The 12,805-nt window shown below is 54.9% G+C and carries 14 protein-coding genes; 5 read left to right on the forward strand and 9 right to left on the reverse strand.

Translation table 11 applies throughout. The features are described from left to right. Nucleotides 1-44: 44 nt before the first annotated feature. Nucleotides 45-905 carry a LysR substrate-binding domain-containing protein gene (locus AB1E22_RS20970; RefSeq protein WP_367597148.1) on the forward strand — a complete coding sequence of 287 codons (861 nt, stop codon included), beginning with the start codon at nt 45-47 and terminating at the stop codon, nt 903-905. Nucleotides 906-946: 41 nt separating this feature from the next. Here the strand turns inward: AB1E22_RS20970 and hglS are convergent, their stop codons facing one another. Continuing rightward, a complete protein-coding gene (gene hglS / locus AB1E22_RS20975; RefSeq protein WP_367597149.1) occupies nt 947-2,290 on the reverse strand; it encodes a 2-oxoadipate dioxygenase/decarboxylase HglS in 1,344 nt (447 codons plus the stop codon). A gap of 243 nt (nt 2,291-2,533) precedes the next feature. Here hglS and pcaH point away from each other — a divergent pair, with 243 nt between their 5' ends. The 3 genes from pcaH to pcaQ all read left to right on the forward strand — a co-directional run bounded on the left by pcaH (nt 2,534) and on the right by pcaQ (nt 5,068). Next, a complete protein-coding gene (gene pcaH, locus AB1E22_RS20980) occupies nt 2,534-3,271 on the forward strand; it encodes a protocatechuate 3,4-dioxygenase subunit beta (RefSeq protein WP_367597150.1) in 738 nt (245 codons plus the stop codon). Then, the gene (gene pcaG / locus AB1E22_RS20985) at nt 3,271-3,891 is read left to right on the forward strand and encodes a protocatechuate 3,4-dioxygenase subunit alpha (RefSeq protein WP_367597151.1); all 621 of its coding nucleotides are present in this window, start codon (nt 3,271-3,273) and stop codon (nt 3,889-3,891) included. The genes pcaH and pcaG overlap by 1 nt, the downstream gene beginning before the upstream one ends. A 253-nt stretch (nt 3,892-4,144) precedes the next feature. Beyond that, complete coding sequence (gene pcaQ / locus AB1E22_RS20990; RefSeq protein WP_367597152.1) at nt 4,145-5,068, forward strand: pca operon transcription factor PcaQ; 924 nt, start codon at nt 4,145-4,147, stop codon at nt 5,066-5,068. Between the two features lie 54 nt (nt 5,069-5,122). Here pcaQ and pcaC read toward each other — a convergent pair whose 3' ends face one another. From pcaC to AB1E22_RS21020, 6 genes are read right to left on the reverse strand one after another with little or no spacing between them, the layout of a single operon-like run. Further along, nucleotides 5,123-5,512 (reverse strand): 4-carboxymuconolactone decarboxylase, encoded by a 390-nt coding sequence (gene pcaC / locus AB1E22_RS20995; protein ID WP_367597153.1) that lies wholly within the window; start codon nt 5,510-5,512, stop codon nt 5,123-5,125. A 1-nt stretch (nt 5,513) separates the two neighbouring features. After that, nucleotides 5,514-6,272 carry a 3-oxoadipate enol-lactonase gene (gene pcaD, locus AB1E22_RS21000; protein ID WP_367597154.1) on the reverse strand — a complete coding sequence of 253 codons (759 nt, stop codon included), beginning with the start codon at nt 6,270-6,272 and terminating at the stop codon, nt 5,514-5,516. Further along, the gene (locus AB1E22_RS21005; protein ID WP_367597155.1) at nt 6,269-7,624 is read right to left on the reverse strand and encodes a 3-carboxy-cis,cis-muconate cycloisomerase; all 1,356 of its coding nucleotides are present in this window, start codon (nt 7,622-7,624) and stop codon (nt 6,269-6,271) included. The genes pcaD and AB1E22_RS21005 overlap by 4 nt, the downstream gene beginning before the upstream one ends. A gap of 9 nt (nt 7,625-7,633) precedes the next feature. Beyond that, a complete protein-coding gene (gene pcaF / locus AB1E22_RS21010) occupies nt 7,634-8,836 on the reverse strand; it encodes a 3-oxoadipyl-CoA thiolase (protein ID WP_367597156.1) in 1,203 nt (400 codons plus the stop codon). A 9-nt stretch (nt 8,837-8,845) separates the two neighbouring features. Further along, nucleotides 8,846-9,502 carry a 3-oxoacid CoA-transferase subunit B gene (locus tag AB1E22_RS21015; protein ID WP_367597157.1) on the reverse strand — a complete coding sequence of 219 codons (657 nt, stop codon included), beginning with the start codon at nt 9,500-9,502 and terminating at the stop codon, nt 8,846-8,848. An 11-nt stretch (nt 9,503-9,513) separates the two neighbouring features. Further along, nucleotides 9,514-10,197: a 3-oxoacid CoA-transferase subunit A gene (locus AB1E22_RS21020; RefSeq protein WP_367597158.1), complete on the reverse strand. Its 684-nt coding sequence runs from the start codon at nt 10,195-10,197 to the stop codon at nt 9,514-9,516. 171 nt (nt 10,198-10,368) lie between these two features. Between AB1E22_RS21020 and AB1E22_RS21025 the strand changes: the two genes are divergently transcribed. Continuing rightward, nucleotides 10,369-11,175 carry an IclR family transcriptional regulator domain-containing protein gene (locus AB1E22_RS21025; RefSeq protein WP_367597159.1) on the forward strand — a complete coding sequence of 269 codons (807 nt, stop codon included), beginning with the start codon at nt 10,369-10,371 and terminating at the stop codon, nt 11,173-11,175. 56 nt (nt 11,176-11,231) lie between these two features. Here AB1E22_RS21025 and smrA read toward each other — a convergent pair whose 3' ends face one another. After that, a complete protein-coding gene (gene smrA, locus AB1E22_RS21030; RefSeq protein WP_367597160.1) occupies nt 11,232-11,795 on the reverse strand; it encodes a DNA endonuclease SmrA in 564 nt (187 codons plus the stop codon). Between the two features lie 65 nt (nt 11,796-11,860). Further along, entirely contained in the window at nt 11,861-12,757 is an 897-nt protein-coding gene (locus AB1E22_RS21035; protein WP_367597161.1) for a LysR family transcriptional regulator, read from the reverse strand. Nucleotides 12,758-12,805 lie beyond the last annotated feature (48 nt).

Consider the following 12,805-nt stretch of genomic DNA (forward strand, 5'->3'; position numbering starts at 1 on the left):
ATAGCCATGCAAAAAACTCATAGCTCAGCGGAGATCACTTCAGTATGCGGCACAATTTCCCCCTCAATACCGTTGATGCTTTCCTGGTGACGGCGAAGCATCTGAACCTCACGCGCGCGGCAAAAGAACTTTGCCTGACACAGGGCGCGGTAAGCCGCAAAATTTCAACGCTTGAAGAGTGGCTCGGCTATGCGCTGTTTGATCGCCACGCCCGGGGATTGCACCTGACGCCACAGGGCTGCGCCCTGCTGCCGGAATTGCAGCACGCATTTGAAAATCTGCTCAACGTTGCAAATAACGCCTGCCATAAATCCAGCGTTATCCGGCTGAAAGCCCCGACCTGCGCCATGCGCTGGCTGGTGCCAAAACTGGTACAACTGGAAAGTCGATTCCCCGAGATTAAGGTGGCGTTAACCACCACCGTTGAACACGGCGTGAATTTTAAAAACGAACCTTTTGACGCCGCGATTATTTTTGGGAAACAAGAGAACACCGGCGCGTTGCTGTTTGAAGAACAACTCACGCCGGTCATTAGCCAGCATTTGCTGCCAGATGGCGCATTAATGGCCGAAGAACTCAGCCGCTACACCTTTTTACACCCCACGCGCGACCGCACCGACTGGTCGCTATGGCTTGCCCAAAACACTGACCGCACGCCTGCTATGAATAAAAATCAACACTTCGACACCATGGACTTAGCCATCAGCGCCGCTATTCAAGGATTTGGGATTGCGATTGCCGATGCCACGCTGGTGGCAGAAGATTTACGCCGGGGAAGATTAGTCCAGCCGTTTGTAAAACGCGTGAAAACCGGCGCCTGTTACCGCCTGGCTGTGCGTCCGGGAAGCGAAAACAATGCGGGTCTGGACGCGTTTAAAGAGGGATTGCTGACGTTAAGCGAATAAGGGCCGCGAAAATGGCAGCCCTAGTTTTACATCCTTTGCGGTTAAAGCAGCCCGCAGCGACGTTTACTGCGATCCGACGCCTGCTGATACAACGCAAACTCATCGGCCACAGGCGCGCCCAGTGCCTCTTCGAATGCTGAACGGCTGGAGTGACCGTGGCTTCGCGCCCCGCCCTCGCTCCCTAAATTCGACTGGAAAATCCCCGCCGCACTCACCGGCAGAAAATCTTCATAAATAATCGGCTGCGCCACCAGCCAGCCGCGTTCAATTAACGGCTGGGGATCGTCACCCGGTTTAATCGACTGGCGGTGCATTTCCCCCACCGGCGTTAAGCGATAGCGGAAATAGGCCAGGTCCTGGCAACGCATCAGCGTTTCGCTATCCGGCAGGCGGCTGAAAACTTCCTGCAAATGCTGCTGATGGCTGAAGTTATCCTGCCCGCTGCCCGCCTCGTTAAGAAGCTCATCGTACAGAGCGCGGCCTTTAGGCGTTAACGCCACACCGCGCTGTTCAATTTCACCGAACCGTGCGGTATGCGTCCCGTGATGCACGCCGGCGAAAATAATCGGCTCCTCAAGCGCTTTAAAACTGGTCTGGCGTAGCAGAATCGGGAAATTGCGGCGCGGCGGGCCCTCGATAATTGCCTTCGGCGCAATGCCATATTCCGGCATCAGCGCCTGCACGCGGTCAATATCCAGCGTGCGCGGCGTCAGGTGGTTGATATGGCAGCCACGGAAACAGACCACATCGGCAATTAACCGGTGCTGCTGATGAAACGCCTGATACGTTTGTGCATCAACGGTGGCGTGGCTGTGCCAGCGGAAAGTTTCCAGCGCCTGCTCAACAAATTCGTCGGCCTGCTCTTCGCTAAATTCGCCCTGCTGGTCGTAAATGTCGAGTAATGCGCGGCAACGCGGGGTGAAAATGTCTCGCTCGGCCAGAATCGCGGCGGCGGTTTTACGCAACTTTTCGTCATCGATTAATTCAAGACGCAGCAGCGAGGTGAAAATTCTGAACGGATTTCGCGCCAGCGCCGCATCATCAATCGGGCGAAACGCCGTGGAGTGCACCGGCACGCCCGCCTGAGAAAGATCGTAATAGCCAACCGGGGACATGCCCATCACCGCAAAGACGCGGCGTAACGTCGCAAGTTCTTCCGCTTTACCCACGCGAATGGCGCCGTGGCGTTCCACATTCAGCCGCGCCAGTTCATCCGCATTTTCTAACTGCTGCTGCAGATCCGGGCAGTTTTCAAGCACCGCCAGATTCACGTCAGCCACTAGCTCTAACAAGGTTCCGTATTGAGGTACCTCTTGCTGGTACATCGCCGACATAGCGTGCGAAAATTTTTCCCGAATATCATCAGCCGTGATGTTGTTCGCCATGATGTCGTCTCTCCAGTGAATATTGCTGAAAGCGTAGAATGTTGCGCGGTGGTTTTGGGCGAAGAATTTTCGTTTTGTGACCGACTCTACAGCCACGCACCAGAAGTAATGCTACCCCGCCATTTCATAGCTTTTAGTTATGTATTACAGCGCTTAAATTCACTTTAATTTAACAACTTATTAACTGAGACTGTGTGCGGAGATAGACAAAAACATAAAACATCCCCCTTTCTGGAGCACCCTATGTCTCAAATCTGGCAACCACGTGAGCTGGTCCATCGCGACTATGATTCCCATCCTCCGTCTTTCGCGCCGGGGTACAAAACCAGCGTGTTACGTTCCCCGCGCAATGCGCTGATCTCGTTGCAGAACTCGCTGTCTGAAATTACCGGCCCGATATTTGGCGCAAAAGATCTCGACCCGCTTGATAACGATCTAATCATGAATTACGCCAAAGACGGGTTGCCGATTGGCGAGCGTATTATTGTGCATGGCTACGTGCGCGACGGCTTCGGACGCCCGATGAAAAACACCCTGGTTGAAGTGTGGCAGGCCAATGCCGGTGGACGTTACCGCCACAAGAAAGATAAATATCTCGCGCCCATCGACCCCAATTTTGGCGGCTGCGGGCGCGTATTAACCGATGAAAACGGCTACTATTTTTTCCGCACCATCAAGCCTGGCCCGTATCCGTGGCGTAACCAGGCCAGCGACTGGCGGCCTTCCCATATTCACTTTTCACTGTCCGGCGAATCCTTCGCTCAGCGCCTGATCACCCAGATGTATTTTGAAGGCGACCCGCTCATCAAACAGTGCCCGATTGTGAAAACCATTAATAATGACGATGCCATCCGCACATTGATTGCCGAGCTGGACACCCATGCTGCGGTACCGCTCGATTGCCTGGCCTATCGTTTTGATTTGGTGCTGCGCGGCCAGCGCGCCACGTTGTTTGAAAACCGCACGCAAGGAGCCGTTTGATGAAAAATTATTTAGCGGAAACCGCCTCGCAAACCGCAGGCCCGTATGTCCATATTGGCCTGGCCCCGCAAGCCGCGGGATTTAATATTTTTGAGAAAAACTTCAGCCATGTGTTGACCAACTCCCACACCCAGGGCGAACGCATTATCGTCGAAGGTCGCGTGTTTGATGGCTCCGGTACGCCGGTGCGCGATGTGTTACTTGAAGTGTGGCAGGCCAACGCCGCCGGGCGCTACAACCACCCAGCCGATGGGCAAACGGATAAAGCGCTGGATGAAGATTTCCGTGGTTGGGGGCGCACCTGTTCAGATTTCGACAGCGGCGTGTGGCGTTTTGACACCATTAAACCTGGGGCGGTTATCGGGCGCGACGGCCGTGTAATGGCCCCGCATCTGAACCTCTGGATTGTAGCTCGCGGCATTAATATCGGGCTAAATACACGGATGTATTTTTCAGATGAACAAGCGGCGAATGAAACCGATCCGGTGCTGAATCTTATCGAATGGGAAGTGCGCCGCAATACGCTGATTGGTAAGCGCGAGCAGCGCGGAAACGAGGTGGTGTATACGTTTGATATATATCTTCAGGGCGAGAGGGAGACGGTGTTTTTTGATGTTTAGGCAGATGTTCACGACCCCACCCCAACCCTCCCCTTACCAGGGGAGGGAGCAGACCGGTGCAATTTAGCTCCTCCCCCTGACAAGGGGGAGGTTGGGAGGGGGTCACTACCGTTGAACCCGATCCACAAACAGGGATATTCCCATTCCTGACTGTTATCGATTACGATAAATTGTTAATGAAATTTTGCTAGCAAGTTATCAAAATCAAACAACTTATCTTGTCACCGCCACCGCTCTGTTTTTAACATCAGTTATGGAAAAAAATGGTTTATTCAGTCAGCGCATTCGGTTGCGCCATCTTCATACTTTCGTGGCTGTCGCTCAACAGGGAACACTGGGGCGCGCGGCTGAAACACTTAATCTGAGCCAGCCTGCATTATCGAAAACACTCAATGAGCTTGAGCAGCTAACCGGGACGCGTTTATTTGAACGCGGGCGCTTAGGTGCGCAAATGACGCTGATGGGCGAGCAGTTCCTGACCCACGCCGTTAAGGTGCTCGATGCGTTGAATCACGCCGGGCAGTCGCTCAATCAGAAAGATGGGCAAAGTGCGACGGTCGTGCGTGTAGGAGCATTACCCACGGCGGCGCTCGGCATATTACCCAAAGTTATCGGCCAGTTTCACAGGCAGCAGGCCGACGTGACGCTGCAAGTCGCAACCATGAATAACACGATGTTGCTGTCGGGTTTAAAGTCCGGCGAACTGGACTTGGGTATTGGCCGGATGTCCGATCCGGAATTGATGACCGGGCTGAATTATGAGCTGTTATTTCTGGAATCATTAAAGCTGGTGGTGCGCCCGGGTCACCCGCTGTTACATGAAAACATTACGCTTAGCCGCGTGATGGAGTGGCCGGTGGTGGTCTCGCCGAAAGGGACGATTCCGCGTCAAAACGCGGAATCGCTACTCTCAAGCCAGGGCTGCAAAATGCCGGCGACCTGTGTCGAAACGCTTTCCGCGTCGCTCTCCCGCCAGCTTACGGTGGATTACAACTACGTGTGGTTTGTGCCATCGGGTGCGGTGAAAGAGGATTTACGGCAGGGAACGTTGACCTCATTGCCTGTTACAACACAAGGCGCGGGGGAGCCGATTGGCATTTTAACCCGCGTGGATACCCCGCTCTCTCCAGCCGCACAAATTTTATTGGCGTCGATTCGGAAGTCTATTCCCGGTTAAGTCGGTGGGTGGCGCTGCGCTTACCCACCCTACAAAAATCGACTCACGCCACCATTAACGCTTTGCTGCATCCATCTCATCAAATACCTGTTGGGCCAGGTGCATGGTGGCGTTGGCGGCGGGCAAACCACAGTACAGCGCCGAGTGCATAATCAACTCTTTTAGCTCATCCCGTGTCACGCCGTTATTGAACGCCGCGCGCAGGTGCATTTTCAGCTCGGCCTCACGGTTTAGCGCAATTAACATCGCGATGGTAATCAGGCTCCGGGTATGGCGCTCAAGCCCCGGGCGCGTCCAGATATCGCCCCAGGCGTAGCGCGTAATGAAGTTCTGAAACTCTTCATTGAGCGGCGTGAGCTGGGAGAGCGTACGGTCTACGTGCTGCTCACCCAGTACGGCGCGGCGAACGTTCATCCCTTGCTGATAATGTTCTTCATCATTCATGTCAGTCATCCCGTTGAATAAAGTTGAGCAGTACTACGTTAAAACCCTGCACATCTTCAATATTTGAAAGGTGCGATGCGTTAAGCGTCACAAGATGTGAACCCTTGACCTGCTGATGCATAAATTCGCTGTCGGCAACCGTCGTGACCGGATCTTCGCTTCCGGCGATAAATAACATGGGCAGCGATATCGCATCGATTTCAGCGCGCAAATCCGCTGCGGCTAACGCCTCGCAGCAGGCCGCATAACCATCGGCATCGCTTTTAGCCAGCGCATGGCATAAGGCATCCACTTCTGTTTTGTGATGTTTGACAAAATCCGGCGTGAACCACCGGGAAGCAGCACTCTGGGCAATCGCGGAAAGCCCTTCGCTGCGCACATTGCGGGCGCGTTCCAGCCACCCGCTTTGCTCGCCAATTTTTGCCGCACTGTTGGCGACCGTGACCGAAAGAAAACGCTCCGGTGCAAACCGCGCCAGCCACAGGCCAGTTAGCCCGCCCATGGAGATACCGCAGAAATGCGCCTGCTGCACACCGGCATCATCCATGATTGTTATCACATCTTCTGCCAGTTGCGGCAGCGTCGTTTTATCGTGTTTTGTGGTGCGACCATGACCGTGAGTGTCGTAGCGTAATACGCGAAAATGCTCGAGTAACGCCGCCATCTGCGGCTGCCACATCTCAAACGTGGTGCCCAACGAATTAGACAGCACCACCACCGGCGCGCCGCTCGGCCCTTCAAGTTGATAATAAAGGCTCATTCTGGCTCCTTGTTTTGTTGTGCCGCCCGCGCCAGAACCTGATTGATAAAAAGATTGTTACTGCCAAGGGCTTGTTGCGGGTCGAGCAGATGTTCGATTTGTTTTGCAGAAAGGTGTGCGGTGACTTCAGGCTGTTGGGCAAGTAAGCGTTCAAGCGGCTGATTTCCATCCAGCGCACGGTGGCAAAGCTGTTCAACCAGATGGTGCGCCGCCTGTTTGCCGATGAATTTTGCCAGCTCAAGCGTTACGGATTCCGCCATAATCAGGCCGTGGGTGATGTCCAGATTGGCACGCATTCGGGTGGTATTGACCTGCATGCCACGCATTAACTCAAGGGTGGTTTGCATCACCCCGCCCGTAAGCGTAATGAGTTGCGGGAGCGTTTCCCACTCCGCTTGCCAGCCGCCAAGCGCCCTTTCATGCTGTTGATTCTGACTGGCGTACAGCGTTGCCATCAGCCCTGGAATGCGGGTCGTGGCGGTTAAAATGGCGGCACAACTGACCGGGTTACGCTTATGCGGCATGGTGGATGACCCGCCGCGACCTTCGGCAACCGGTTCGCCCAGCTCAGCAACTTCGGTTTGCATCAGCAGAGAAAAATCACCGGCGAATTTGCCGAGCGTGCCGCTCACGCCGGCAAACCAGGCGGCAACTTCCAGCAGTCTGTCGCGCTGACTGTGCCACGGGGTGTCGGCCTGGGTGAGCGAAAGTGCGTTTGCCAACGCCTGCGCTACGTCACCGCCCCGATCTTTTAGCGAGGCGAGCGTGCCCGCCGCCCCCCCAAATTGCAGCACCAACGCGCGGGGCTTCATCTCATGCAGACGTTGCTGCCAGCGCAGCAGCGCATCCAGCGTGCCAGCCAGTTTCAGCCCAAAAGTGATGGGCAATGCGTGCTGCATCCAGGTACGGCCGGGCATCACGCTATGCTGATGGCGCTGAATTTGCTCAGTTAAAGCGAGGATAAGCTGTTCCAGCAGTGTTTCGCTGGCTTCCAGCCCTTTACGCAGTTGCAGTATTAAACCGGTATCAATCACATCCTGGCTGGTCGCCCCCCAGTGAACGTAACGCGCAGCCTGTTCATCCTGCCGTTTGACGTTCGCCGTTAGCTGTTTTACCAGCGGGATTGCCAGATTCCCGGCTCCGGCTGCCGCCTGGGCTAAAGCCTGAGCATCGAGATTTTCGGCCTGACAATGGGCGGTAATCGCAGCCAGCGCAGACTCAGGAATGACACCGCATTGGGCGCAAGCCAGCGCCAGCGCGGCTTCAAAATCCAGCATCCCCTGTAACGTCTGCTCGTCGCTGAAAATTTCAGTTAACGATGAATGACGCAACATCGGGGTAAACAGTGTCATGCCTGCTCCTTAAACTCGTTCGATAATCAGCGCGATTCCCTGACCGACACCAATACACATGGTACATAGCGCATAACGCCCGCCGGTACGTTTGAGCTGATACGCGGCGGTCATCGCCAGACGCCCACCGGACGCGCCAAGCGGATGCCCCAGCGCAATGGCACCGCCGTTCGGATTGACATGCTCTGCATCATCCGGCAGGCCAAGGTCGCGCATCACCGCCAGCGCCTGTGCGGCAAAGGCTTCATTTAATTCAATCACATCCATTTGGGCGAGCGTTAAGCCCGTTTGGGCTAACACTTTGCGCACCGCAGGTGCAGGGCCAAAACCCATAATACGCGGCGCAACGCCTGCGGTCGCCACGCCAACCACGCGTGCCAGCGGCTGCAAGCCGTGCGTGTTTAACGCCTGTTCACTTGCCAGTAACAGTGCGCAAGCCCCGTCGTTTACGCCCGAGGCATTGCCCGCCGTAACGGTGCCATCCGTGCGCACCACGCCTTTCAGTTTTGCCAGCGCTTCAATGGAGGTTGAGCGCGGATGTTCGTCGCGGTTAAACAGCAGCGCTTCGCCTTTACGCTGCGCGATAGAAACCGGAATCAGCTCATCATCAAAGAGGCCCATTTCCTGAGCGCGGGCGGTGCGTAACTGGCTGCGTAAAGCAAACGCATCCTGGTCTTCACGGTTGATATTGAAATCGTCAGCCACGTTTTCAGCGGTTTCCGGCATCGCATCGACACCGTATTGCGCTTTCATCAGCGGGTTGATAAAGCGCCAGCCGATGGTGGTATCTTCCATTTTCATACTGCGGCTAAACGCGGTTTCCGCTTTGCCCATCACAAAGGGCGCACGCGACATGCTTTCCACGCCACCGGCAATCATCAGATTCGTTTCGCCGCTTTTTATCGCTCGCGCCGCAACCCCCAGCGCATCCAGGCTTGAACCACAAAGGCGGTTAATGGTGCTGCCCGGCACGGTTTCTGGCAGCCCCGCCAGTAATAACGCCATACGCGCTACGTTGCGGTTATCTTCTCCGGCCTGGTTTGCGCAGCCGAAAATCACATCGTCAACCGCCGACCAATCCACATTAGGGTGGCGAGCCATCAACGCTTTTAAGGGCAACGCGGCTAAATCATCGCTTCGCACCGTGGACAGTGTGCCGCCAAAACGGCCGAACGGAGTACGTACTCCATCACAGATAAATGCTTGATTCATCATAGTTCCTTACGCGCTTTCCGCCAGTTGTTCGAAGCCAAGTGTGACCGGAGTAATACGTTGCAGCTCTTCAAATGAGAGGCCGTTGAAAATCTCACGCACCACCGGCCCTTTTTCTGTGATGTCGATGACCGCCAGGTCGGTATAAATGCGGCTCACGCAGCCAATACCGGTCAGCGGATAGGAGCAGGTTTCAACCAGTTTGCATTCACCGTCGCGCGTCAGGTGATCCATCATGACAAAGACCTGGCGCGCGCCGATGGCTAAATCCATCGCGCCGCCCACGGCGGGAATGGAATCCGGTGCCCCCGTACTCCAGTTTGCCAGGTCGCCTTTGGCAGAAACCTGGTAGGCACCCAGCACGCAGATATCGAGATGGCCGCCGCGCATCATGGCAAAGGAGTCGCCATGGTGGAAAAAACAGCCGCCCGTCAGGAGCGTGACGTACTCTTTTCCGGCGTTGATCAATTCAGGATCTTCTTCCCCTTCCGCCGGTTTTGGCCCCATGCCAAGCAGACCGTTTTCGCTGTGCAGGAAAATTTCTTTATCTGCGGGAAGGTAGTTGGCGATGCGCGTAGGCAAGCCGATGCCGAGGTTGACGTATGCCCCTTCGGGGATGTCGCGGGCGACGCGCTGCGCCATTTCATCACGGGTTAATTTTTTCATCTCACCTCTCCTTATGCGCTTTGTGCCAGCGCGTTTTCGACGGCGACCAGGCGCTGCACAAAAATCCCCGGCGTGACGATGTTTTCTGGATTGAGTTCCCCCAGCGCCACCACACGGCTTACTTCCGCAATCGTGACGGTGGCGGCTGTTGCCATAATTGGCCCGAAATTACGTGCGGCTTTGCGGTAGATCAGGTTGCCCCAGCGATCACCCTCAAAGGCTTTAATCAGCGCAAAATCGGCTTTTAATGGGTATTCCAGCACGTACTGGCGACCGTCTATTTCCCGCGTCTCTTTGCCTTCCGCCAGCGGTGTGCCGTAACCGGTTGGCGTAAACACCGCGCCTAATCCCGACCCCGCCGCCTGAATACGTGCCGCCAGATTGCCCTGCGGTACCAGTTCCAGTTCCACTTTGCCGCGACGGTATAGATCATCAAAAATTTGCGAATCCACCTGGCGCGGGAAAGAGCAGACCATTTTGCGTACGCGCCCTGCTTTCAAAAGTGCCGCCAGCCCCACTTCACCGTTACCCGCGTTGTTATTGATAATGGTCAGGTCGGTCGCGCCCTGGGCAATCAGCGCATCAATAAGGTGTGTGGGCTGTCCAGCCGTGCCGAAGCCACCAATCATGACGGTTGCCCCGTCGAATATTCCGGCGACCGCTTCTTCCAGCGAGGCCACACTTTTGTTGATCATCACTCAGCTCCTTAGCGTGCGTAATTCGCACAAGTTTGCGTTGTTCGAACAAAATGTGACCCCGTTAACGAAGCTGGTCAAGGGCGATAATCGAAATATGGTGCGATTATCGAACATCGTATATCTTTGTTATCAGAGTGTGATCGATGGCGGAAATTTCAGGAGAACAGAGTGGATATTCAACGTGATGAAATAGCGGCGGGCGATGGCGATCCGTTTAAGGGCGACCCAAATTTTATGGCGTCACTGGCGCGTGGGCTTGAGGTGATTCAGGCGTTTACTCCCCAGCGGCGGCAGTTGTCTATTTCCCAAATTAGCCAAAAAACGGGGATACCTCGCGCGGCGGTGCGCCGCTGTTTGTATACGCTGGGTAAGCTCGGTTTTGTCTATGCCGAGGATGGGAAATACTACCAGTTGCGCCCGCGTATTCTGGCTCTCGGCCATGCTTATCTGGCTTCGACGCCGCTGGCAAAATCCACCCAGCCGGTGCTCAAACATTTGAGCGAAATGCTCAACGAATCCTGTTCCATTGCCACGCTGGATGGGGACGATATTTTGTATATCGCCCGCGCCTCAAGTTCGCGCATTATGACCATTGATTTAGATATTGGCAGCCGCCTTCCCGCCTGGTCGACCTCGATGGGGCGCGTGCTGTTAAGCTATTTGCCGGAAGAGCAGCTCAACGATTTTCTCGGGCGCATCACCATGATTCGTTATACGCCGCAGACGGTGGATTCAGTGAGTAAGCTGCGCGAAGAGTTAAAGCGCGTACGCCTGCAAGGCTATGCGCTTAACGACCAGGAACTGGAGATGGGGCTGCGTTCGATTGCCGTTCCGCTGGTCAATCCCGACGGCGCTGTCGTAGCCGCGCTGAACGTGGGCGTGCATGCCGGGCAAGTTTCCGCACAGGAGTTGCTTAACCGTGTGCTACCAAAACTTCAGGAAGCGGCGCAAGAGTTGTCGCTATTGTTGAAATAGGCGGGTCGGAAACGTCGGATCGCGCCCTTATCCGACCTACGCGGCTGAAGTGTGGGTTAGCGGCTGTGTTTTGCGTGGCGTTCCCAGTTTTCGACTTTTGCCTGGTCGGATTTTTTGAGCGCCACATAACACGCCCCGCTTCCACCGTGGTGCGGCATCGCGCTGCAAAAGGCCTGCACTTCTTCAAATTCCATCAGCCAACGCGCCACATAACTGCGCACGATGTTGGCGTGGGATTTGTCGTCGCGCCCTTTTCCATGAACGATCAGCACATTACGCAGCCCCTCTTTTTTGGCTTGCTGGATGTACGCAAAAAGCAACTGGCGACACTGCTCGACGGAGTGACGAATCAGATTCAGGCTGGCTTCTTGTTTGTATTTGCCGTGGCGGAGTTTATCCAGCACGCCGGTTTGCAGCCCTTCACGCTTAAATTCAAGCAGCGTGGCGAGCGGAATAATTTCCAGAAAATCGGTAGTCAAAAAATTATCAAGCTGAACCACATCGAGTTTTTGCACCACCTTCTCTTTAGCCGGTTTTATCCACTGGCTGCTGTTGCAGTTCTTCAGCGGTTTCACATCCTCCATGGCGTCAAGAAACAGCGATTTTTCGTCAAGGTTCATGTGCAATCCTCCGGGGCTAATTCTGACGTCACTATAGCCGCCAAAATGCCGTGGCTCAATGCTGGTTAGCGGCATTCGCGCCGAAACTGGTTAATCAGCGCCGTGGTCAGTGGAGCCTGGGAGACATCACGCCGTTGAATCAAATAATAGGTGGCCTGGGGCAGCGTTTCACTGACGTTAATCTGTTTAAGCCGATGAGCCAGCAACGGGTCATTGCCTAATTCTGCGGGCAAAATACTCAGGAAATCGCTTTGGGCAACGAGGCTGATACAGGCGGAAAATGTCTCGCAAAATACGCTGACATTCGGAATTTCTGAGCGCTTCTGGAATAACTCTTCGAGCTGTTTGTAGTAGCTGCCGCGTGGGGTGGGTAGCGTCCAGTTATAGTGCAGCAGGTCTTTTATTGATTGCGCATTAATAGCCGGGTGCCCCTCGCGAGCAAAGATGGCGAACGGTTTTTCAAACAGTCTCTCAAAGGTAAATTCCTGGTCGTATGGGCCCTGATAATAGGTGTTGATGGTGAAGTCCAGCTCGCCCTGGCGCAGAGCGTTGATCATCGAAACCAGTTGCCCTTCCATAATGCGTACTTTGACTTGCGGGTGTTTTTGATGGAACGCGGTGATAACCGGCGGCATCAGGGTGCGTGAAATACTCGCGGCCATGCCGACATTGATTTGCCCGGCCAATTGACCCTGGCGTTGCAATATATCTTCCTGCGCGGCGCGTAACTCTTCGAGAATCAAACGCGCATGCTGGTAAAAGCTTTCCCCGCATTCGGTTAAGGCCACGCCCTGGCTGCGCCGAATAAACAGGCGGGCAGACATACCCTCCTCTAATTCTTTAATCGATTTTGTCAGCGCGGGCTGAGAAAGATTGAGCGCCCGACTGGCCCCGCGAATGCTGCCATTTTGCGTAACCGCGACGAACGCACGAATCTGATGAAGCTTAACCTGGAAGGACACGCGACCTCCTGATAACCATTAGCTATCAGCCAAAAGATTTTGGCATCT

This window comes from Buttiauxella gaviniae, from assembly GCF_040786275.1.
Lineage (GTDB): Bacteria > Pseudomonadota > Gammaproteobacteria > Enterobacterales > Enterobacteriaceae > Buttiauxella > Buttiauxella gaviniae_A.

Bases quoted from the DNA above. Each gene is read 5' to 3' on its own strand.
- AB1E22_RS20970 (WP_367597148.1), top strand. From the start codon at position 45: ATGCGGCACAATTTCCCCCTCAATACCGTTGATGCTTTCCTGGTGACG.
- hglS (WP_367597149.1), bottom strand. From the start codon at position 2,290: ATGGCGAACAACATCACGGCTGATGATATTCGGGAAAAATTTTCGCAC.
- pcaH (WP_367597150.1), top strand. From the start codon at position 2,534: ATGTCTCAAATCTGGCAACCACGTGAGCTGGTCCATCGCGACTATGAT.
- pcaG (WP_367597151.1), top strand. From the start codon at position 3,271: ATGAAAAATTATTTAGCGGAAACCGCCTCGCAAACCGCAGGCCCGTAT.
- pcaQ (WP_367597152.1), top strand. From the start codon at position 4,145: ATGGAAAAAAATGGTTTATTCAGTCAGCGCATTCGGTTGCGCCATCTT.
- pcaC (WP_367597153.1), bottom strand. From the start codon at position 5,512: ATGAATGATGAAGAACATTATCAGCAAGGGATGAACGTTCGCCGCGCC.
- pcaD (WP_367597154.1), bottom strand. From the start codon at position 6,272: ATGAGCCTTTATTATCAACTTGAAGGGCCGAGCGGCGCGCCGGTGGTG.
- AB1E22_RS21005 (WP_367597155.1), bottom strand. From the start codon at position 7,624: ATGACACTGTTTACCCCGATGTTGCGTCATTCATCGTTAACTGAAATT.
- pcaF (WP_367597156.1), bottom strand. From the start codon at position 8,836: ATGAATCAAGCATTTATCTGTGATGGAGTACGTACTCCGTTCGGCCGT.
- AB1E22_RS21015 (WP_367597157.1), bottom strand. From the start codon at position 9,502: ATGAAAAAATTAACCCGTGATGAAATGGCGCAGCGCGTCGCCCGCGAC.
- AB1E22_RS21020 (WP_367597158.1), bottom strand. From the start codon at position 10,197: ATGATCAACAAAAGTGTGGCCTCGCTGGAAGAAGCGGTCGCCGGAATA.
- smrA (WP_367597160.1), bottom strand. From the start codon at position 11,795: ATGAACCTTGACGAAAAATCGCTGTTTCTTGACGCCATGGAGGATGTG.